At 68.2% G+C, this 18,742-nt stretch carries 21 protein-coding genes, 3 tRNA genes and 1 pseudogene; 14 read left to right on the top strand and 11 right to left on the bottom strand.

Going from position 1 to position 18,742, the window contains the following annotated elements; genetic code table 11:
• Positions 1-9: 9 nt before the first annotated feature.
• Positions 10-1,131, bottom strand: a complete 1,122-nt coding sequence (locus ACK59X_RS30280) for a class I SAM-dependent methyltransferase (protein ID WP_409962463.1) — start codon at positions 1,129-1,131, stop codon at positions 10-12.
• 8 nt (positions 1,132-1,139) lie between these two features.
• On the opposite strand from ACK59X_RS30280, the gene ACK59X_RS30275 reads away from it, so the two are divergent.
• Entirely contained in the window at positions 1,140-1,928 is a 789-nt protein-coding gene (locus ACK59X_RS30275; protein WP_409962462.1) for an SDR family oxidoreductase, read from the top strand.
• 30 nt (positions 1,929-1,958) lie between these two features.
• On the top strand, positions 1,959-2,336 hold the full coding sequence (locus ACK59X_RS30270; RefSeq protein ID WP_409962460.1) for a dihydroneopterin aldolase: 378 nt from the start codon (positions 1,959-1,961) through the stop codon (positions 2,334-2,336).
• Between the two features lie 91 nt (positions 2,337-2,427).
• On the opposite strand, the gene ACK59X_RS30265 is transcribed toward ACK59X_RS30270, so the two are convergent.
• The 6 genes from ACK59X_RS30265 to ACK59X_RS30240 form a co-directional block, all read right to left on the bottom strand.
• Complete coding sequence (locus ACK59X_RS30265; RefSeq protein ID WP_409962458.1) at positions 2,428-3,036, bottom strand: HNH endonuclease; 609 nt, start codon at positions 3,034-3,036, stop codon at positions 2,428-2,430.
• Between the two features lie 173 nt (positions 3,037-3,209).
• Positions 3,210-3,395, bottom strand: a complete 186-nt coding sequence (locus ACK59X_RS30260; RefSeq protein ID WP_409962456.1) for a short-chain dehydrogenase — start codon at positions 3,393-3,395, stop codon at positions 3,210-3,212.
• Between the two features lie 61 nt (positions 3,396-3,456).
• Positions 3,457-3,527 (bottom strand) — tRNA-Gln (locus ACK59X_RS30255).
• A gap of 29 nt (positions 3,528-3,556) precedes the next feature.
• Positions 3,557-3,630 (bottom strand) — tRNA-Lys (locus tag ACK59X_RS30250).
• 31 nt (positions 3,631-3,661) lie between these two features.
• Positions 3,662-3,737, bottom strand: a tRNA-Trp gene (locus ACK59X_RS30245).
• Positions 3,738-4,181: 444 nt separating this feature from the next.
• The gene (locus ACK59X_RS30240; RefSeq protein WP_409962454.1) at positions 4,182-4,424 is read right to left on the bottom strand and encodes a hypothetical protein; all 243 of its coding nucleotides are present in this window, start codon (positions 4,422-4,424) and stop codon (positions 4,182-4,184) included.
• 141 nt (positions 4,425-4,565) lie between these two features.
• Between ACK59X_RS30240 and ACK59X_RS30235 the strand changes: the two genes are divergently transcribed.
• From ACK59X_RS30235 to ACK59X_RS30210, 6 genes are all read left to right on the top strand, one after another.
• Entirely contained in the window at positions 4,566-4,988 is a 423-nt protein-coding gene (locus ACK59X_RS30235) for a hypothetical protein (protein WP_409962452.1), read from the top strand.
• A gap of 163 nt (positions 4,989-5,151) precedes the next feature.
• Positions 5,152-6,129 carry a tRNA 2-thiocytidine(32) synthetase TtcA gene (gene ttcA, locus ACK59X_RS30230; protein ID WP_409962450.1) on the top strand — a complete coding sequence of 326 codons (978 nt, stop codon included), beginning with the start codon at positions 5,152-5,154 and terminating at the stop codon, positions 6,127-6,129.
• Between the two features lie 50 nt (positions 6,130-6,179).
• Positions 6,180-6,806, top strand: coding sequence for a DUF4136 domain-containing protein (locus ACK59X_RS30225; protein ID WP_409962448.1), 627 nt, complete (start codon positions 6,180-6,182; stop codon positions 6,804-6,806).
• A 10-nt stretch (positions 6,807-6,816) separates the two neighbouring features.
• A complete protein-coding gene (locus ACK59X_RS30220) occupies positions 6,817-7,455 on the top strand; it encodes a histidine phosphatase family protein (protein ID WP_409962446.1) in 639 nt (212 codons plus the stop codon).
• Positions 7,439-8,611 carry a DSD1 family PLP-dependent enzyme gene (locus ACK59X_RS30215; protein ID WP_409962444.1) on the top strand — a complete coding sequence of 391 codons (1,173 nt, stop codon included), beginning with the start codon at positions 7,439-7,441 and terminating at the stop codon, positions 8,609-8,611. The genes ACK59X_RS30220 and ACK59X_RS30215 overlap by 17 nt, the downstream gene beginning before the upstream one ends.
• A 40-nt stretch (positions 8,612-8,651) precedes the next feature.
• The gene (locus ACK59X_RS30210; RefSeq protein WP_409962442.1) at positions 8,652-10,466 is read left to right on the top strand and encodes a lysoplasmalogenase family protein; all 1,815 of its coding nucleotides are present in this window, start codon (positions 8,652-8,654) and stop codon (positions 10,464-10,466) included.
• Here ACK59X_RS30210 and ACK59X_RS30205 read toward each other — a convergent pair.
• Together ACK59X_RS30205 and ruvB are read right to left on the bottom strand one after the other, a co-directional pair.
• Positions 10,399-11,304, bottom strand: coding sequence for a hypothetical protein (locus ACK59X_RS30205; RefSeq protein ID WP_409962440.1), 906 nt, complete (start codon positions 11,302-11,304; stop codon positions 10,399-10,401). The two genes, ACK59X_RS30210 and ACK59X_RS30205, sit on opposite strands and share 68 nt — an antisense overlap.
• A 22-nt stretch (positions 11,305-11,326) precedes the next feature.
• Positions 11,327-12,391 carry a Holliday junction branch migration DNA helicase RuvB gene (gene ruvB, locus ACK59X_RS30200; RefSeq protein ID WP_409962438.1) on the bottom strand — a complete coding sequence of 355 codons (1,065 nt, stop codon included), beginning with the start codon at positions 12,389-12,391 and terminating at the stop codon, positions 11,327-11,329.
• Positions 12,392-12,505: 114 nt separating this feature from the next.
• Here ruvB and ACK59X_RS30195 point away from each other — a divergent pair, with 114 nt between their 5' ends.
• Entirely contained in the window at positions 12,506-13,654 is a 1,149-nt protein-coding gene (locus ACK59X_RS30195) for a carbonic anhydrase family protein (protein WP_409962436.1), read from the top strand.
• Positions 13,655-13,663: 9 nt separating this feature from the next.
• Here the strand turns inward: ACK59X_RS30195 and ruvA are convergent, their stop codons facing one another.
• Positions 13,664-14,239: a Holliday junction branch migration protein RuvA gene (gene ruvA / locus ACK59X_RS30190; RefSeq protein WP_409962434.1), complete on the bottom strand. Its 576-nt coding sequence runs from the start codon at positions 14,237-14,239 to the stop codon at positions 13,664-13,666.
• An 81-nt stretch (positions 14,240-14,320) separates the two neighbouring features.
• Between ruvA and ACK59X_RS30185 the strand changes: the two genes are divergently transcribed.
• Together ACK59X_RS30185 and ybeY are read left to right on the top strand one after the other, a co-directional pair.
• Entirely contained in the window at positions 14,321-15,289 is a 969-nt protein-coding gene (locus tag ACK59X_RS30185) for a PhoH family protein (protein WP_409962432.1), read from the top strand.
• Between the two features lie 16 nt (positions 15,290-15,305).
• Entirely contained in the window at positions 15,306-15,803 is a 498-nt protein-coding gene (gene ybeY / locus ACK59X_RS30180; RefSeq protein ID WP_409962430.1) for an rRNA maturation RNase YbeY, read from the top strand.
• Here ybeY and ACK59X_RS30175 read toward each other — a convergent pair.
• Positions 15,800-16,408, bottom strand: a complete 609-nt coding sequence (locus ACK59X_RS30175; protein WP_409962428.1) for a histidine phosphatase family protein — start codon at positions 16,406-16,408, stop codon at positions 15,800-15,802. The two genes, ybeY and ACK59X_RS30175, sit on opposite strands and share 4 nt — an antisense overlap.
• A 145-nt stretch (positions 16,409-16,553) precedes the next feature.
• Here ACK59X_RS30175 and ACK59X_RS30170 point away from each other — a divergent pair, with 145 nt between their 5' ends.
• From ACK59X_RS30170 to ACK59X_RS30160, 3 genes and pseudogenes are all read left to right on the top strand, one after another.
• Entirely contained in the window at positions 16,554-17,294 is a 741-nt protein-coding gene (locus ACK59X_RS30170) for a sulfite exporter TauE/SafE family protein (protein WP_409962426.1), read from the top strand.
• Positions 17,295-17,354: 60 nt separating this feature from the next.
• On the top strand, positions 17,355-18,230 hold the full coding sequence (locus ACK59X_RS30165) for an AEC family transporter (protein ID WP_409962424.1): 876 nt from the start codon (positions 17,355-17,357) through the stop codon (positions 18,228-18,230).
• 148 nt (positions 18,231-18,378) lie between these two features.
• Positions 18,379-18,742, top strand: a pseudogene (locus ACK59X_RS30160) (chemotaxis protein CheA); the annotation flags it as partial.

The raw sequence follows: 18,742 nt of genomic DNA, 5'->3' as shown, positions 1-18,742 counted from the left end.
TCCGGTGCCTCAGAGGCGGTGCGAGCGATCGCCTTGGGCAAAGCCCATGGGCTCCCAGGCATCCCCTACGCCCAGGGCGATGACCTTGAACAGCTCGCCCATCTCGTGCTCCATGATGAGCTTGGCGGCGGTGGCGCGCTCCAGGGGCGGCAGCTCCACCAGGCGCTGGGCCAGCCCGCAGTTGATGAGGAAGTGCGCCTGCGTGGTATAGCCCAGCACGCTCATGCCCGCGTCCTGCGCGGCCAGCGCCATGGCAGTGAAATTGACGTGGGCGGTGATGTCCTTGCGGCCCACGTCCACCAGCGGGTCGCCATCGGCCAGGTGGCCCTGGTGGCACATCACCGTGCCCATGTGGCGCTGGGGGTGGTAGTACTCACTCTCGCCAAAGCCGTAGTCCAGCAGGAACACCGCGCCGCGCGCGAGGTGCTCGGCCAGGGTGCGGACGAAGCCCTCGCCCTGCGCGTGGATCTCGGTCAGGTAGTCTTGAGGGCCCTCCACCTCCAACGGCGGGCGCAGGTCCGTGGCCTGGTCGGCCCAAGTGAAGGCGCCTTCATGCAGTGCCACACCGCGCTCGTGCCATACGCCCCCGTGCTGGCCACCATGGCGCGCCAGCAATTGCACGGGCATGGCATCGAGCACTTCGTTGCCGACCACCACGCCCTCGAAACGCTCGGGCAGCGCATCCACCCACTTCACCTTGTGCGCGTGTGGCGCCAGCAGCGCCTGCTGGCGCGCGCGCAGGCTGCCCGACAGGTCGACGATGGTGTAGCGCTGCACGCGGTCGCCCAGGGCGTCGAGCAGTTGCAGCGCCAGCGCGCCGGAGCCGGCGCCGAACTCCCAGACCTCGCTGGTACCGGTTTGCTCGAACGCCTCGGCCACCTGCACGGCCAGGGTCTGGCCGAACAGGGGCGTGAGCTCGGGCGCGGTCACGAAGTCGCTGCCCGACCCGGGCAGCAGGCCGAACTTGGCCGAATCGTTGGCGTAATAGCCCAGGCCCGGCGTGTACAGGGCCAGGGCCATGAACTGGTCGAAACCGATCCAGCCGCCCGCGGCGGTGATGGCGTCGGCGATATGCGCCTGCAAGGCGGTCGTTAAACTGTCGGGTGTTTTCTTCGTCGTCACGGCCCGCATTGTCCCTCATGCCCTCTTCCACCCGCCCCCGTACGGTGCTCGTCACCGGTGCCGCCAAGCGGCTGGGCCGCAGCATTGCGCTGGCGCTGGCAGCCGGCGGCTGGCTGGTGGCCGTGCACTACCGCAGCTCCGAAGAGGATGCCATCGACACGGCGGCCGAATGCGCACGCCTGTCCTCGGGCCAGAGTGCGCATTTCGATGGTGATTTCGACGACGAGGCCGCCGTGCGCGCCCTGGTGCCGCGCGTGGTGGAACGCTTCGGCACGCTCGATGCCGTGGTCAACACCGCCTCGCTGTTCGAGCACGACAACGCCGCCACGCTGGGCTTTGCCAGCCTGGAAAAGCACCTGCGCAGCAACGCCGGCGCCCCGGTGCTGCTGGCCCAGGCCCTGCACGAACACCTGCAGGCGCGCGCCGCCGCGGGCGAGGCCGATGCCCAGGGCGCCGTGGTCAACCTGCTCGACCAGAAGCTCTGGAACCAAAACCCAGACTTCATGAGCTACACGCTGTCCAAGGCGGCGCTGGAAGCGGCCGGCACCATGCTGGCCCTGGCGCTGGCGCCGCGCGTACGGGTGGTGGGCGTGGCCCCGGGCCTCACGCTCACGAGCCACATGCTCAGCGACGAGAAATTTGCCCAATTGCACAGCCTGAGTCCGCTGGGCCGCTCGTCCACGCCCGAGGACGTGGCAGCCACCGTGCGCTTTGCGCTGGAGAACCGCTCCCTCACCGGCACCACGCTGATGGTGGACGGCGGCCAGCACCTGATGAAGTTCGAGCGCGATTTTTCGCTGATGTGAGCGGGCCCGCGCCCGCACAGGACAAACTCCATGACGACCACCCACGCCACCGGCACCCAGATCCTCACGCTCACCGGCCTGCGCTTCGACGCCAACCTGGGCATCCTCTCGCACGAGAAGACCGATCCCCAGCCCATCCAGGTGGACGCCGAGCTGAGCCTGGGCGCCCAGCCGCTGTCGCCGCGCGACGACGACATCCTGCACGTGCTGGACTACCGCAAGGTGCGCCAGATCATCATCGACGAATGCCGCGCCGAGCACGTGAACTTGCTCGAGAGCCTGATCGGCAAGCTCGCCAACCGCCTGATGCAGCTGCCCGGCGTGCTGGGCGTGCGCGTGAAGATTGCCAAGCTGGAGATCTTCGACGATTGTGAAGTGGCGATTCGCATAGAAACCGGGCAGTGGTGAGCGGCTACCACGGCTGAAGACAGGGGAAGAAAAAAGGGCTGTGGTCGCTGACCACGGCCCTTTCACCTCCGGCCGGAAAACCCAGGCTATCTCAATGAAGCCTGGAGCCCTTGGGCAGCCTCTTGGCCAGCCATTCGTGCACATCCGCACGCACGTTGCGCCCGTCGAGCAGGAAGGACTCGTAGCGGCTGGGCACGTAGGGCAGGTACAGCAGGCGCATGCCGGCCTCTTCGGGCAGGCGGTCGGCCTTGTAGCCATTGCAGCCGGCACACGCCGCCACCAGGTTGGTCCACGAGGTGGCACCGCCGCGCGACTGCGGAACGATGTGCTCGCACTGCAGCGCCTCTTCGCCAAACACACCGCCGCAGTAGGCGCAGGTGTGGCGGTCACGGCGCAGCAGGCGGCGCTTGGTGAGCCCCGGCACCACGTCAAAGAGGTTGATCCGGGAGACGCCGCGTAGCGCGATGATGGGCGCAATCTCCAGCACCGACTGGCGGCCCGTTGCCGCATTGTGCCCGCCACGCAATGTGGCCAGGGCTTCGAGGCCGGCATCCCAGGCCACAGCGCCGCTGGCGTAGTGCACGGCGGCCTGCTCCAGCGGCATCCACGACTGCGGCGTGCCGTGCAGGTCCAGCTGCAGCACGCGCGGCGTGGGTGACTGGTGCTTTCGGGTGGAGGTTTCGGGTTCGGTGCGGGGCATGGTGCTTCCTTTCTTGCTTTCTTGGCAATGCAGGGCGCAGCCGCCCAGCCAAGCGCACGCCCCGGTTCAACAACAACCGTCAGTCAATGGCAAAAACGGGCGTTCATCGGCAATCGATGGACGCCCTGGTGAATGCAGTGGGGCAGGCTGCGGGCGCACGAGCGCGCACGCCGCTACCACTCGCCGACCTCGCGCACGCGCTGGTCGAGGTCCATGTGCTCCAGCCTGCGGGTGGCAGGAACAGCACGGACGGCCGCACGGGGCAAACGGGCACGCACGGATGCCAGGCGGGCCAGCCAGCCAGCGAGGCCGGAACGGCGCCGTGAGGCACCGGGGGAAAAGGAATGCTGGATGGCCATGGTGGTCTCCTGAAGGGTGATGGGATGGATGGAACGAAGTGGGTGGGTTGATGAAAAGGGGCAGACCGGGGAGGGATCGAACCTCCGAATGGCGGAATCAAAATCCGCTGCCTTACCACTTGGCGACCGGTCAACAAAAGGGGAAAAAGGAAAGGTGAGGGAGCCGCAGACAGGAGTCGAACCTGCAATCCCCGATCAAAAAATCAGGCGCCCCATCCGACAGGGCTGCTACGGCATGCCTGGCCATGGCCAGGAAAGAAAAAGATTGGCACGCGCGGAAGGAGTCGAACCCTCAACCGTCGGATTTGGAGGCCGGTGCTCTGCCAGTTGAGCTACATGCGTAGAAAACGAAGAACGAAATACCAGGCGCTCCTGCCGGAGCGCATCTCCATTTCGGTTGTGTCTTCACGCGACCACAGTTCCAATGAAACCGCGCATGCACGTCGCTGCACTGGGTGATCAATCCCAGCACATCCCGCCGGGCCGCGCATGCGGCCGGGTCCGGCGGTGAAAGCAAAGGCACACCCGAAATGGAGAGAGGCTTGGGGGTGCGTCGCACGCCGGCCTCTCTGCCTTCGATGGGCAGGCCAGCCATGGCTCCGGTGGAGCGTGGCCGCCTGCAGCAAACTGTTAAGGAACGGGGGTCCCCGGTGGGTCGATGCCCTGGGGGCAGCGCAAGCGCTGCGAAAAAGGTGAAAAGGAAAAAGAAGCGGCAATGAAAAAGGCCCGGAACCACTGGTTGCCGGGCCTCTGCTGGAGAGATCGGGAGGGAGAACGCTCTGGGGGCTACTGCCCTGCGTTGCAACCTCCGCCCGGTGGTGGAGCGGTATCCTCGAAACCATTGCCCAGCCACTGCGGCTGGTTGCCATTGCCCTGCAAATACGCACTGAATGCCATGCGCTGCTGCGACGCCAGTCGTTTGGCCAGGGAGGGCATGGACGCCCGATGCACATGGAACAGCGACGACCCGCGCACGGCCACGGCGCCCTGGCAGGGGCGGCGGAGGATGGCGGTGCGGGCGGCGTTCACGGTGGGCTTTCGGCGAAGAGTGGTTCGGTGGTGTGTTAGGGGTGAGGACACGGAGTCCTGATGGATGGGTAATGTAAATAGTCTTTACGACATGGTCAACACCCGGCACAATCTTTTTTCGCGTTTGTTGTTTTTTCCGTTGTGACCCAGCCTTCTCCCGCCATCGTCCGCCGCACCAATGTGCTGGCGTTGCACCGTCTTTTTCTCGAACAGCAGATCGCCGCCGGCAAACCCGCCAAGGGCCTGGACCAGGCGTTTGCCGCCTCGCTCGAGATCTCGCCCAGCATGTGGAGCCAGATCAAGAGTTCCCGCCCCATCGGCAACACGCTGGCACGCCAGATCGAGCGCCACGCGCGGGTGGACACCGGCTGGCTCGACACAGAGCACGCGGCGGAGCATCCAGACCCTGCAGAAGAGCGCTTCCTGGCTCTGGCGCGGGAGGCATGGCGCGCCGCCAACGCCAAAGGCAAGCGCGAGCTGCGGCTATGGCTGGCCGAGCGGGTGGCGCCCCCGGCCGACCCGGCCGCGCCCCGGGATGCCGAGCCATCGGCCGCGGAAAACTAGCGCCTCGGCCCCACAGAAACCGGCCTGGAGAGCCCACCCCAGCCCATGGAGGGGCCGTTTCACCGACAATTGGGGGCTATCGACAGCTTTTTTGGCCCGCGCGCGCCCAATCCGGGCGCCCGGCGGGCACCGCTTTCACCAGATCCCCGAGAGTCCCCCTTCCATGAGCGCAGTGATCAACGAAACCACCCAGGCCGGCTGGACCGCCGAGCCCCCCGAACTGGCAGCCGCCGATGTGGCGGCGGCCTCGGGCCCTGCGCGCCTGAAGATCGAGCGCGAGGCCCATAAGCTCGAAAAGCGCCTGTGCCGCGAGGTGGGCAAGGCGATTGTCGACTTCAACATGATCGAAGAAGGCGACAAGGTCATGGTCTGCATGTCCGGCGGCAAGGACAGCTATGCCCTCCTGGACATCCTGATCAAGCTCAAGGCGCGCGCCCCCATCCATTTCGACCTGGTGGCCGTGAACCTGGACCAGAAGCAGCCCGGCTTTCCCGAGCATGTGCTGCCCGAATACCTGGCCAGCACCGGCGTGCCCTTCCACATCGAGAACGAGGACACCTACAGCATCGTCAAGCGCCTGATCCCCGAGGGCAAGACCACCTGCAGCCTGTGCAGCCGCCTGCGCCGGGGCATCCTGTACCGCGTGGCCGACGAGCTGGGCTGCACCAAGATCGCGCTGGGCCACCACCGCGACGACATTTTGCAGACCCTGCTGCTCAACATGTTCTTCGGCGGCAAGATGAAGAGCATGCCGCCCAAGCTGGTGAGCGACGACGGCCGCCACGTGGTGATCCGCCCCCTGGCCTACGTGGCCGAGAAGGACACCACGCGCTGGGCCGCGCAGCGCAATTTCCCCATCATCCCCTGCAACCTGTGCGGCAGCCAGGAGAACCTGCAGCGCAAACAGGTGGGCGAGATGCTGCGCGAGTGGGAAAAGAAATACCCCGGCCGCGTGGCGAACATGTTCAACGCGCTGCAGAACGTGGTGCCCTCGCACCTGCTCGATGGCAGCCAGTACGACTTCAAGAATGCACGCGCCACCGGCGTGGCCAGTGAGGACGGCGACAAGGCCTTCGACAAGGAAGAGTTTTCGGCACCGAGCCCCTCGTTGCCCGGCGTGCAGGTGGTGCAGCTGTCGTGAACCTCGGCGCAGGATCGCACTCCAAGATGGTCACATCTAGGGAGATTGCCATGACCCGTCGCTGGATTCCTGCCCTGCTGCTCAGCGCCGCAGCGGCCACCCTGGCCGGCTGCAGCACCACCCGCGTGGTGGAAGGCCAGGTGCAGAGCTTTTCCACCCTGGCGGCCGTGCCCAGCCCGGCCACCTACCGCATCGACCGCCTACCCTCGCAGCAGACCCCGGCCTTCGACGCCATTGCCGCACTGGCCGAACAGTCGCTGGCCCGCGCCGGGCTGCAGCGCGACGATGCAGCGCCCAAGCTGCTGGTGCAGGTGGGCGTGCAGGCGGGCACGGTGCCGCGCTATGACCCCTACTGGCCCTATGGCCCCCATGGCTTCTACGGCCCCTACCGCGGCTACTACGGCTGGGGCTATGGCGGCTGGCATGGCCGCGGCTGGGGTGTGGGTGGCCTGTGGCGCATGGGCGAGCCCACGCCGCTGCACCGCCGCGCCGTGAGCCTGGTGATGCGCGACGCCACCACGCAGGCCAGCGTCTACGAAACCTCGGCCGTGCACGAGGACGTGTGGGTCGCCGATCCCGCCGTGTTCGGCATCCTGTTCGATGCGGCCCTGTCCGGCTTCCCTCAACCGCCCGCCGGCCCGCGCCAGGTGCGCATTCCCTTCGCGCCACCACCCTGATCCCACCTGAATGCAAGCCACCCGCATCATTGCCGTACGCCATGGCGAAACCGCCTGGAACGTCGACACCCGCATCCAGGGCCACCTGGACATTCCCCTGAACGAGACCGGCCAGTGGCAGGCACAGCAGTTGGCACAGGCCCTGGCGGGCGAGTCCATCGACGCCATCTACGCCAGCGACCTGCAACGCGCCTATGCCACGGCCCAGGCCGTGGCCGATGCCACGGGCGCGCCCATCACGCCCGAGACCGGCCTGCGCGAGCGCAGCTTCGGCCATTTCCAGGGCCGCACATTCGCCGAGATCGAGGCCGAGTTGCCCGAGGATGCGCGGCGCTGGCGCAAGCGTGACCCCGATTACGTACCCGAAGGCGGCGAATCGCTGGTGATGCTGCGCGAGCGCATCGAGCGCACGGTGTTCGCGCTGGCCAAAAAGCACCCCGGCGAGCAGGTGCTGATGGTGGCGCATGGCGGCGTGCTCGACGTGCTGTACCGCCTGGCCACGCGCCAGGAGATCCAGGCACCGCGCACCTGGCAGCTGTCCAACGCGGCCATCAACCGCCTGCTGTGGACACCCGATGGCCTCACGCTGGTCGGCTGGGCCGATACCCAACACCTGGACGACGCGGCCCGCGATGAAAGCATTACCTGAAGCCTTGCGCGCCAGCATCGGCGCGCGGGTGGACTTGATCGACACGCCCGCGCTGGGGGTGGCCCTCGATGCCATGGAGCGCAATATCCAGCGCATGGCCGAGTTCGCGCGCAAGCACCGGGTGCGCTGGCGTCCGCACGCCAAGATGCACAAGAGCGCCGAACTGGCCCTCTTGATGCAGCAGGCCGGCGCCCAGGGCGTATGCGTGCAGAAGGTGGCCGAGGCCGAGGCCCTGGCCGCCGGGGGCGTGAACGACATCTACATCAGCAACCAGGTGATCGCCGGTCCCAAGCTGCTGCGCACAGCGCGGCTGGCGGCCCAGTTGTCGGCCCGCGGCGGGCGCCTGGCGATTGCAGTGGACAGCCCCGAAGGCATCGAGCGCCTTGCCGAGGCCATGGCCCTGGCGGGCAGCGAGGCCGGCATCGACGTGTTCGTGGAGATTGACGTCGGCCAGGGCCGCTGCGGCGTGCCGCCGGGTGACGAGGCCGTGCCACTGGCCCAGGCCATCGTGCGCCACAGCGCCCGCCTGCGTTTCGCAGGCATCCAGGCCTACCATGGCCGCGCCCAGCACCTGCCGGGCACGGCCGAGCGGCGCGAGGCCATTGCCGGTGTGGTACGCGCGGCAGCCTACACCCGCCACCGCATCGAGGCTGCGGGCATACCCGTGCCGCTCATCACCGGCTCGGGCACGGGCACCCTGGTGCACGAGGCGGCCAGCGGGGTCTATGGCGAACTGCAGGCCGGCTCTTTCCTGTTCATGGATGCCGACTATGCGCGCAACGAACGCGAGCCGGCCCAGCCGAGCTTCGAGCACGCGCTGTTCATCAAGACGCAGGTGATCTCCGTGCGCGACGCCCATGCGGTGTGCGACGCGGGGCACAAGAGCCATGCCATCGACTCGGGCCTGCCCCTGGTGGCCATGCTGCCGCCCGAGCGCGCGCTGCGCTACGGCAACGGCGGCGACGAACATGGCCTGCTCTACACCGAGAGCCCCAAGGCCCGGCTGCCTGCCCTGGGCCGCATGCTGTGGCTCATTCCGGGCCACTGCGATCCCACGGTGAACCTGCACGACCACCTGATCGGCGTGCGCGGAGGCCTCACGCTGGGCACGGTGGAGCGCATCATCAGGGTTGATGCCAGAGGCGCACTGACCTGATTGGGGCAAGAATCGGCGAAACATCCGCGATCGCCCTTCAATGAGCCCCAACCAGATCATCGTTCTTGCCACCCCGGTCTTCTTTGCGCTGATCGCCATAGAACTGGCGGTGGGCTACAAGCGCCAGCGCATCACCTACCGGCTGCCCGATGCCATCAGCAGCATCAGCCTGGGCATGCTGAGCCAGACCAGCGCAGTGTTCACACGGCTGCTGCGCATCGGCATCTACACGGCCGTGTTCGAGCATGTGGCCCTTTGGCGCAACGATGCCTTCTGGCTGAGTGTGCCGGGCTGGCTGCTGGCCCTGGTGTTCTACGACTTCTGTTACTACTGGCTGCACCGCATGGGCCACGAGTCGGCCGTGCTCTGGGCCGCGCACGCGGTGCACCACCAGAGCCAGGATTACAACCTCTCGACCGCGCTGCGCCAGACCAGCTCGGGCGCCCTGCTGGGCTGGTTGTTCTACGTGCCCATGGCGCTGGCCGGCGTGCCGCCGCTGGTCTTCGCCATCGTGGCGCTGGTCGACCTGCTCTACCAGTTCTGGGTGCACACCGAGCAGGTGGGGCGCCTGGGGTGGTTCGACCGCTGGTTCTGCAGCCCCAGCAACCACCGCGTGCACCATGCCGTGAACGACATCTATCTGGACAAGAACTACGGCGGCATCCTGATCCTCTGGGACCGCCTGTTCGGCACCTTCAAGGACGAGGACGACCGGGAGAAATGCATGTACGGCACGCGCGGCCTGCTCAACAGCTGGGACCCGCTGTGGGCCAATGCCCAGGTGTACGCCAGCCTGGCACACGACAGCTGGCATGCGCGCAACTGGCTCGACAAGCTCCGGGTCTGGATCAAACCGCCAGGCTGGCGCCCGGCCGACGTGGCCGAGCGCTTTCCCAAGCCGGCTTTCGACATCGGCAACATGCCGCTGTACCACCCGCCCATGTCGCGCGCGCTGCAGTGGTTTGCGGGCGTGCAGTTCGCGCTGATGCTGGCGGGCGTGGCGGCCTTTCTCTGGCAGGCCGACTCCGCCCCTCTGGTCGACAACGTGGTCTGGTTCACCACCCTGCTGGCCGCACAATGGGCCCTGGGCGCGGCGGTGCAGGGGCGCATCGGCATGGGGATGGCGCTCATGATCGAATCAGCGGCCCTCGCCACAGCCACCAGCGTGCTCGGGCTGCAGGAATGGCACTGGCTGTTCAAGCCGCTGACCATGGTGGTTGCCATTGCCGTGGTCGTGGGCCACCTGCGCGAGACAGATGCGGGAAGACGCATCGGCGGCACCGAGGGCCGCTGGCTCATCGCCGCGCTGGCCGGCTCCCTGGCTGGCGATGTGTTCCTGATGTTCAGCGGCTTCTTCATCCCCGGGCTGGTGGGCTTTCTGCTCGCCCACCTCTGCTACATCGTGCTGTTCCGCCAGGGCGTGCCCTGGTTCGCGCGGCGCGGCGCGCTGGCGGCCACGTTGGCCATCGGCGTGGGCATGTATGCCTTCCTGTGGCTCGGGGGGCTGCCGGCAGCCCTGCGCGGGCCTGTGGCGGCCTATGTGCTGGTGATCGCCCTCATGGCCGCCCAGGCCATTGGCCGGGCCACTGTGCTCGGTGGACGCGGCGCCTGGCTGGTGGCCATCGGCGCAGGCTTCTTCATGCTCAGCGATGCCACGCTGGCCACCAACCGCTTCGTGCAGCCCCTGCCGCTGGCCCAGCTGTGGGTGCTGGCCACCTACTACATCGCGCAGGTGCTGATCGTGGCGGGCATGCTGGGCCAGGCCCGCCCGCAGCGCTCCGCCGCGCTCAGCGGGGAAGGTTCTGCTGCGAACGCTGCAGTGCCGCCGACGGGATATGCAACGCCCCTGCCATGAGCAGGGCGCCCAGGGCCAGCAGGAACCAGGCACTCAACAGCCAGAGAAAGGTGTCGGCATTGCGCTGGCCCGGGTGCGACTGCAGGTTCAGCGCCGCCACCTCCTCGACCACTCCGGCCAGCCCGCGCCCAGCCACATAGTGGTAGGCCGCACCGCCGAGCGCCCACAGGCCGATGGCCAGCAGCGCCACGCCGATGCAGGCCAGGCCGGCACGTGGCCGCTTGCCTGCGCCGAAGAACCACAGCCCGAGCGCCACGCCCAGCGCCGCCGTGCCCAGCCACCAGGCCTGCAAGCCATCGCCCGCCACGGGCAGCACCCATGGCCAAACCCAGGGCAGCGGGGCCAGCAGCCATTCGGACCGCGGCGCCAGACCCGGCCAGATGCCCAGTGAACCCCACATGCCCGGCGTGCTCAGCAGCCACAGCAACAGGCTGATGCCGGCCAGCGCCCCCGCAGCCAGGTAGGCCCGCAGGCGCCAGCGCGCGCAGCGAAGGGGTCCCCAGGACGGCAGGTGGCGCCCGGCCAGGTAGGTAGCCCAGGCAGCAGCCAGGCACCAGACGCTGGCAGCACCCCACACGGCCACCCATCCGGGCAGGTCCTCGAAGCCCTCGAACAGGAACAGCGCAAGCTGGCCATAGACCACCCCGCCCAGGCCATGCAGCAGCATGGTGCCCACGACCAAGGCAAGGCCGCAGGAGTTGAGGAGGCGCTGCTCGGGCGCCAGGGCGTCCCACTCGGTCTTCCAGGCCGGCGACCAGTTCACGCCCGTGCCACGGCGCACGGTCCGGGCCTTGGCGCTTTCGCGCAGCTGCTTGCGGCGTTTGCTGGAGCGGGCCATGGGCGAGCAGCTCCTGTGGCTTTCAGCTCTCGAACAGGTCCTGCCCACCGGTCTTGGGCGGCGTCACCCCCAGGTGGCGGTAGGCGGCCAGCGTGGCCACGCGGCCGCGTGTGGTGCGCTGCAAGAAGCCCTGCTGGATCAGGTAGGGCTCGATCACGTCCTCGATGGTGCCTGCCTCCTCGCCGATGCTCGCGGCGATGTTGTCCAGCCCCACGGGACCGCCGTCGAAGCGGTGCACCACGGCTTCGAGCAGCTTGCGGTCCATCACGTCGAAGCCCTGCGGGTCCACATCGAGCATGGCCAGGGCGCGGTTGGCGATCTCCTTGGTGATGCGGCCATCGCCCTTGACGTCGGCATAGTCGCGCACCCGGCGCAGCAGGCGGTTGGCGATGCGCGGCGTGCCGCGCGAACGGCGCGCGATCTCGAAGCCGCCCGCCTCGTCCATCGGGGCATTGAGCAGCCCGGCACTGCGCTGCACGATGCGGGCCAGCTCCTCGGCGGTGTAGAACTCCAGCCGCGCGACGATGCCAAAGCGGTCGCGCAGCGGGTTGGTGAGCATGCCGGCGCGCGTGGTGGCCCCCACCAGGGTGAAGGGCTGCAGGTCGAGCTTGATGCTGCGTGCCGCCGGGCCTTCGCCGATCATGATGTCGCTCTGGTAGGCCTCGAGCGCGGGATAGAGGATTTCCTCGACCACGGGCGAGAGGCGGTGGATCTCGTCGATGAAGAGAACGTCGTTCCTCTCCAGGTTGGTCAGCAGCGCGGCCAGATCCTTGGGCTTTTCGAGCACGGGGCCGCTGGTCTGGCGCAGGTTCACCCCGAGTTCGGCCGCGATGATGTGGCTCAGCGTGGTCTTGCCCAGGCCGGGCGGGCCGAACAGTAGCACGTGGTCCAGCGCCTCCTCGCGCTTGCGCGCCGCGCCGATGAAGATCTCCAGCTGCTCGCGCGCCTTGGCCTGGCCCACGTACTCCTGCAGCAGCTTGGGGCGCAGGGCGCGCTCGATGGCCTCTTCCTGCGGGGAAGCGGGCGCGGCGGACACCACGCGCTTGGGCGGCGGTACGGGGGCGAAGTCGTCGGTCTGGATGGTCACGGTGGTTCTATCGGAATCTGATTCACGCGGGAGCATGAAGATTGGAACTATATAACCCGGGAGGAACCCCAGGGTTAAAGTAAGTGCGTGCGGCGCCGATAGATGAGGAAGCCCATGAAAAAGACGATGCCTGCGCCCACCCGCCTGCCCCGGCCACTGCTGCTGCAACTGCTGGCCGCTCTGGCCGCCTGCGGCGCCACCGCTCTGACCGCGACCGCGCAGACCGCGGCGCCTGCGCCCTCGCGGGCCGCCAGCGGCACCATCCGCATCGAGAACCCGCAGGACAAGGCCACCCTGGCCACCCGGATCGACGAGGCCATCCAGCGCGCCAAGGCCAGGAATGCGGCCCCCACCCCGCCGGGCGCACGCCGGCGGGCCGAGCCCATCCCCAGCGTGGAGGTGCGCATATCCGCCGAGCGCCCGCGCCAGCCGGCCAAGGCCGCAGCCCCCCCACCGGTTCCACCCCGGCCAGCCGTGCAGGACCCCGGTGCCAGCCGCCGCTACATCCAGACACGGGCGGCCGAGCTGGCCGCCGCTGCACCGCCTGCGCCCCCGCCACCGCCCGCCGACCCGCGCACGGTGCGCTGGGACCATGGCAGCGGCGACAGGGGCCCCGGCGCCTGGGGCAGTCTGCACCCGGACTTTGCGGCCTGCAGCCGGGGCACGCGGCAATCGCCGGTCCACATCACGGCCCCGGACGTGGCGACCGGCCCGGCCGACCCCTTGCCCTTCGGCCACCAGTTCTTCGGTGGCACGGTGTGGAACACAGGGCATGGCCTGGAGCTGGAGGTGGAGGGCGCCAGCATCCTGCCGCTGCGCGGTGCCCCCTGGCGCCTGGTGCGCCTGCAGTTCCGCCATCCGGCGGAGGAGCGTGTGCACCTGCAGAACCACCCCATGGCCACCGAGCTGGTGTACCAGGGCCCGAGCGGCCAGATGGCCGTGGTGAGCGTGCCCATGCAGCTGGGCAGCCCCAATGCCTTCATCTCCCGCATCTGGATGCACATGCCGCTGGACGCGCAGGACCGCGTGCGCCTGCCGCAGCCGGAGCTCTCGCTGGGCGAGCTGCTGCCGCAGGACCGGCGCTACTACCAGTACGCGGGCTCCCTGAGCACCCCGCCCTGTACCGAGGGCGTACTGCGCATCGTGATGAAGACCCCGGTGAACGTGGGCCTGGAGCAGCTGCGCCTGCTGCAGCGTGTGTCGCAACCCAATGCGCGCCCGGTCCAGGCGATGAACGGCCGCCTGGTCCGTGAAGCCCAGTGAATCGTCTGTCTACTTGGCCAGCGACTTGAGCGCCAGCTTGATGCCGTCGCTCACGCCCACATCGGCCGGCAGGGCCTTGAGCGCGGCCGCCGCCTCCTTGTCGTTGTAGCCCAGCGCCAGCAAGGCCTGCAGGATGTCGGCCTGCGCGTCGCTGGCGGCGTGGGTGGGTGCGCCGCCCATGTCGGCGCCCAGCTTGCCCTTGAGCTCCAGCAGCAGGCGCTCGGCGGTCTTCTTGCCGATGCCGGGCACCTTGACCAGGCGCCCCGCCTCCTGCAGCGTGATGGCCTGGGCCAGATCACCCACGCCCATGCCGCTCAGGATGGACAGCGCCGTGCGCGGGCCCACGCCCGAGATCTTGATCAGCTCGCGAAAGGCCTGGCGCTCTTCCACTGTGCCAAAGCCGTAGAGCAGTTGCGCATCCTCGCGCACGATGAACTGCGTGAGCAGGCTCACGCGCTCCCCCACCGAGGGCAGGTTGTAGAAGGTGCTCATGGGCACATTCACCTCGTAGCCCACTCCGTGGCAGTCCAAAAGCACCTCGGGGGGATTCTTCTCCAGCAGGGTGCCGGTCAATTTGCCTATCATTGATGTCCTTTGCCGGCGCCGGCGTGACCGGCCATGCCGTCACTTCTTGCGTCTTTCCATTGCCTGACGGGAATTATCAGCGTGATCCTGCGCCACACCTTCACTCCCCACAACAACACCCGGCTCACGCACCTGTGCGGGCCAGCCGATGCGCATCTGCGCACCATCGAGGTGGCGCTGCAGGTGAGCATTGCGCACCGGCACGAGCAATTCAAGGTCGACGGCCCCAAGGCCAAGGCCACCCAGGCCATGGAGCTGCTGCAGGCGCTGTACGAAATGGCCGAGCGGCCCATCCCCGAGGACCACATCCAGCTCATGCTGGCGGGCGACAGCGAACTGCTGGAGGCCCCGGACGACGCCATCGTGCTCAACACGCGCCGGGCCGACCTGCGCGGGCGCACGCCCACGCAGAACCTGTACCTGCAGAACATCGCCACGCACGACATCACCTTCGGCATCGGCCCGGCAGGCACGGGCAAGACCTACCTGGCCGTGGCCTGCGCGGTGGACGCGCTGGAGCGCAGCACCGTGCAGCGCATTGTGCTGACCCGCCCGGCGGTGGAGGCGGGCGAGCGCCTGGGCTTTCTGCCCGGCGACCTGGCGCAGAAGGTCGACCCCTACCTGCGCCCGCTGTACGACGCGCTCTACGAGCTGATGGGCAGCGACAAGGTGCAAAAGGCCTTCGAGCGCAACGCCATCGAGATCGCGCCTCTGGCCTTCATGCGCGGGCGCACGCTCAACAACGCGTTCGTGATCCTGGACGAAGCCCAGAACACCACGCCCGAGCAGATGAAGATGTTCCTCACGCGCATCGGCTTCGGCGCGCGCGCCGTGGTCACGGGGGACGTGAGCCAGATCGACCTGCCCAAGGGCGCGATGAGCGGCCTGGTCGATGCCGAACGCGTGCTCAAGCGCGTCAAGGGCATCGCCGTGACCCACTTCACCAGCGCCGACGTGGTGCGCCACCCGCTGGTGGCGCGCATCGTCGATGCCTACGACGCCTCGACCACGCGCCGCACCGCGGCCTCCACGCGCACGCGCGGCGAGTGAGCACAGGAAGCCCGCCATGCCATTGAACCAATTGTCCCTGTCGTTGCAGTTCGGCCGTTTCGACGGCGCCGCTGCCCACCGCGCCGTGCTGCCGCGCCACAAGGTCACGCGCTGGATACGCCACGCCCTGGCCACCGACGCCGAGATCACCGTGCGCATCGTGGACGCCGTGGAAGGCCGCCAGCTCAACAACGACTACCGCCACAAGGACTATGCGACCAATGTGCTGACCTTCGACTACACGCAGGAGCCCGTGGTCACGGCAGACCTGGTGCTGTGCGCGCCGGTGATCGAGCGCGAGGCGAAGGAGCAGAACAAAAGCCTGGAAGAGCACTACGCCCACATGCTGGTGCATGGCGCACTGCACGCCCAGGGCTGGGACCACGAGATCAGCGCGGCCGATGCCGACGAGATGGAGGCCTACGAAACGGCCATCCTGCAGGAGCTGGGCTTTGCCGACCCGTACGATGCCAAGCCGGTGGCGCCCCAGGCGGCGAAAGCACGCAAGCGCTAGGAAGCCGCCGGAACCACCTCATCGACCGGTAGCCACCACGACAGCGCACGAGGCTTGTCGCCCCACTCGACCGTGAAGTAATTGCCTCCGCCATTGGCGGGCTGGCCCCAACGCCGTGAGATCGGGTGGCCAGCCAGATGGCAGTACAGCAAGGCCCCCACGGCACCGTGCGAGACGATGGCCACATCACCGGCCGTTGCATCCGCTGCGGCAATCGACGCCACGGCATCGGCGATGCGTGCCTGGGCATCAACCGCAGTCTCCCAGCCGCGCACCGACTCTCCTGGTTGCGCGAAGAACGCATCGGCCACTGTCTCGAACTCCGCCGGCGGAAGGTAGCCCGTGGACGATCGGTCGTTCTCGCCGAGCGCGGGCACCTGCGTGAACCCCAGCCCGCAGTGCGCCGCGAGGATGGCGGCCCCATCGATGGCTTTTTGCTCGGTGCTGCTGTAGATGGAGGACAGGTTGGCCACCCAGGGCTGTGCGAGCGCTGCCGCCATGCGTGCCCTGCCGCGCGGCGACAGGGGCCAGCGCGTGATGGGGACCTGGGGGCTGATGGCCACATCGGGGTGGATGATGAAGTACAGGATTCGCATGGTGTGCATGGCCAGAGAACCACGTTGTAACGCAAAACACCTTTGACTTGGCAGGCGTTCCACCGCAGGTCATGCTGCCCGTTCCCACCCTAAGATGCGCGCCACGCCTGCCTCGCGGGCGCCCTCTTCCATTCCCCCGCTTTCGCTGGTACCCATGGCCGATATTCTCCTGCTGCTTGCCGCCGCCTTCGTGGCGGGTGCCCTCAATGCCGTTGCGGGAGGGGGCAGCTTCCTGACCCTGCCGGCCCTGGTGTTCACGGGCGTGCCGCCGGTGGTGGCCAATGCCACGGGCACGGTGGCGCTGCTGCCGGGCTATCTGGCCGGGGCCTGGGGCTTTCGCGAAGACACGGCCCCGCCGCCGGGCCTGTCGATGCGGCTGCTGGTGGCGCTGTCCCTGGCCGGCGGCGCCGCTGGCGCGGCCCTGCTGCTGGTGACGCCCGAGGCCACTTTCCGCCGCGTGGTGCCCTGGCTGCTGCTGGCCGCCACCGCGCTGTTCGCCTTCGGCCCCTGGCTGCGGCAGCGCCTGGCAGGCGGCGCCCCCTCCCCCTTCAAGGCGGTCGCGGGCCTGCTGGCCGTGGCCGCCTACGGCGGCTACTTCAACGGCGGGCTGGGCATTTTGCTGCTGGCCTTGTTCGGCTTGCTGGGGCAGACGAGCCTGCATGCCATGAACGGGCTCAAGAATGGGGTCTCGGCCCTGCTCACCGCCATTGCCGTGGCCATCTACGCGGCCGGCGGCGTAGTGCAGTGGCCCCAGGCCCTGATGATGATGCTGGCCGCCACGGCCGGGGGCTATGGCGGGGCGCGCGTGGCACGGCACATTCCCGCACAGTGGCTGCGCGGCGGCATCGTGGCGACGGGGCTGGTGATGGCAGGTGTGTTCTTCTGGCGGCAATGAACACGGGGCACCGGCAGGGCACCAGTGCCTTAAGCTCAAAGGGCTTTTCCCCACGTACCCATGCTGCTGCGCATCCTCTCCATCCTGTTCCCGCTGTTCGCCATTGCCACCCTGGGCTATGCCGTCGGGCGGCGCCTGAAACCCGATCTGACGACCGCCAACAACCTCAACCTGTCGGTGTTCGCGCCGGCCCTGGTGTTCGGCGCCATCGCCAGCAAGGATTTCCGTGTCCAGGACCACCTGGGACTTCTGGCGGCCACGCTGCTGCTGATGGTCGGCACCGGCGTGGTGGGATGGCTCGTGGCGCGTGCACTGCGTTGGGACCCGAAGACGCTGGTACCACCGATGATGTTCAACAACTGCGGCAACCTGGGCCTGCCGCTGGCGGTGCTGGCCTTTGGCCAGGACGCGCTGGCACCTGCGGTAGCGATGTTCATCGTCTCCAACGCACTGCAGTTCTCCTTCGGCATCTGGCTGCTGGACCACCAGGCACGGCTGCGCACGGTGTGGGCATCTCCCCCCAACCTCGCGGCCATCGCGGGGCTGGTGGTGGGCCTGGCGGGCTGGGAACTGTGGCCGCCGCTGCTCACGGCCATCCGCATGGTGGGCGACATCTCCATCCCGCTGATGCTGTTTGCGCTGGGGGTACGCATGGCGGATTCGCGCATCCACTCCATCGGCTTCGGCATCTTCGGCGCGGTGCTGCGGCCCGTGGCTGGCATGGCCATCGCCTGGGCCGTGGGCTGGGGCATGGGCCTGCCAACGCGCGAGCAGGGCCTGCTGCTGGTGTTCGGCGCCCTGCCCCCGGCGGTGATCAACTTCATCCTCGCCGAACGCTACCGCCAGGAGCCTGACAAGGTGGCGTCGATGGTGCTGATCGGCAACCTCGGCGCCCTGGTGTTCCTGCCCATTGCACTGGCATTCACGCTGCAGTAACGGCAGGGTTTCAGTCACGGAACGCAGACCTGCACACGACGGGCGCTCCTTGCCCCTCAACTCTCCGGGGGCACTGTCATGAAGGCGCAACGCGCGGCGCCGACATTTGAATCAAATTGTTACATTGGTTCAGCCGCCAGTCCATCCCATGACCGTCCGCCTGCGCATCATCCTGCTCATTGCCCTCACCTTCCTGGCGCTGTGCGCTATCGGCGGCTTTGCGCTGTACCAGTCGTCCCGCGGCGCACAGCAGGTCAAGGCGGTGACCGAAGGGGTGGTACCCAGCACCATCCAGTCGGTGGAACTGATGGGCCAGCTCAAGGACGTGCACATTGCCACCCTGGGCATGGTGTCGGCGCCCGACGAAGCCAGTGCCAAGACCATGCACGAGGCCCTGGCCTCGCGCAAGGCCGACCTGCAGAAGGCCCTGGCGGACCAGATGCGCCAGGCCGCCAGCGACGCCCCGCGCGGCCTGAGCAAGGACGCCGAGATGAGCCTGGAACACTATGTCC

Source organism: Acidovorax sp. (genome assembly GCF_046339755.1).
Taxonomy (GTDB): domain Bacteria; phylum Pseudomonadota; class Gammaproteobacteria; order Burkholderiales; family Burkholderiaceae_C; genus Acidovorax.
The sequence above is the reverse complement of the archived record's forward strand: the minus strand, read 5'-3'. Positions and strand labels throughout refer to the sequence as shown.

Bases quoted from the DNA above. Each gene is read 5' to 3' on its own strand.
- ACK59X_RS30280 (WP_409962463.1), bottom strand. From the start codon at position 1,131: ATGCGGGCCGTGACGACGAAGAAAACACCCGACAGTTTAACGACCGCC.
- ACK59X_RS30275 (WP_409962462.1), top strand. From the start codon at position 1,140: ATGCCCTCTTCCACCCGCCCCCGTACGGTGCTCGTCACCGGTGCCGCC.
- ACK59X_RS30270 (WP_409962460.1), top strand. From the start codon at position 1,959: ATGACGACCACCCACGCCACCGGCACCCAGATCCTCACGCTCACCGGC.
- ACK59X_RS30265 (WP_409962458.1), bottom strand. From the start codon at position 3,036: ATGCCCCGCACCGAACCCGAAACCTCCACCCGAAAGCACCAGTCACCC.
- ACK59X_RS30260 (WP_409962456.1), bottom strand. From the start codon at position 3,395: ATGGCCATCCAGCATTCCTTTTCCCCCGGTGCCTCACGGCGCCGTTCC.
- ttcA (WP_409962450.1), top strand. From the start codon at position 5,152: ATGAGCGCAGTGATCAACGAAACCACCCAGGCCGGCTGGACCGCCGAG.
- ACK59X_RS30225 (WP_409962448.1), top strand. From the start codon at position 6,180: ATGACCCGTCGCTGGATTCCTGCCCTGCTGCTCAGCGCCGCAGCGGCC.
- ACK59X_RS30220 (WP_409962446.1), top strand. From the start codon at position 6,817: ATGCAAGCCACCCGCATCATTGCCGTACGCCATGGCGAAACCGCCTGG.
- ACK59X_RS30215 (WP_409962444.1), top strand. From the start codon at position 7,439: ATGAAAGCATTACCTGAAGCCTTGCGCGCCAGCATCGGCGCGCGGGTG.
- ACK59X_RS30210 (WP_409962442.1), top strand. From the start codon at position 8,652: ATGAGCCCCAACCAGATCATCGTTCTTGCCACCCCGGTCTTCTTTGCG.
- ACK59X_RS30205 (WP_409962440.1), bottom strand. From the start codon at position 11,304: ATGGCCCGCTCCAGCAAACGCCGCAAGCAGCTGCGCGAAAGCGCCAAG.
- ACK59X_RS30195 (WP_409962436.1), top strand. From the start codon at position 12,506: ATGAAAAAGACGATGCCTGCGCCCACCCGCCTGCCCCGGCCACTGCTG.
- ruvA (WP_409962434.1), bottom strand. From the start codon at position 14,239: ATGATAGGCAAATTGACCGGCACCCTGCTGGAGAAGAATCCCCCCGAG.
- ybeY (WP_409962430.1), top strand. From the start codon at position 15,306: ATGCCATTGAACCAATTGTCCCTGTCGTTGCAGTTCGGCCGTTTCGAC.
- ACK59X_RS30175 (WP_409962428.1), bottom strand. From the start codon at position 16,408: ATGCACACCATGCGAATCCTGTACTTCATCATCCACCCCGATGTGGCC.
- ACK59X_RS30170 (WP_409962426.1), top strand. From the start codon at position 16,554: ATGGCCGATATTCTCCTGCTGCTTGCCGCCGCCTTCGTGGCGGGTGCC.
- ACK59X_RS30165 (WP_409962424.1), top strand. From the start codon at position 17,355: ATGCTGCTGCGCATCCTCTCCATCCTGTTCCCGCTGTTCGCCATTGCC.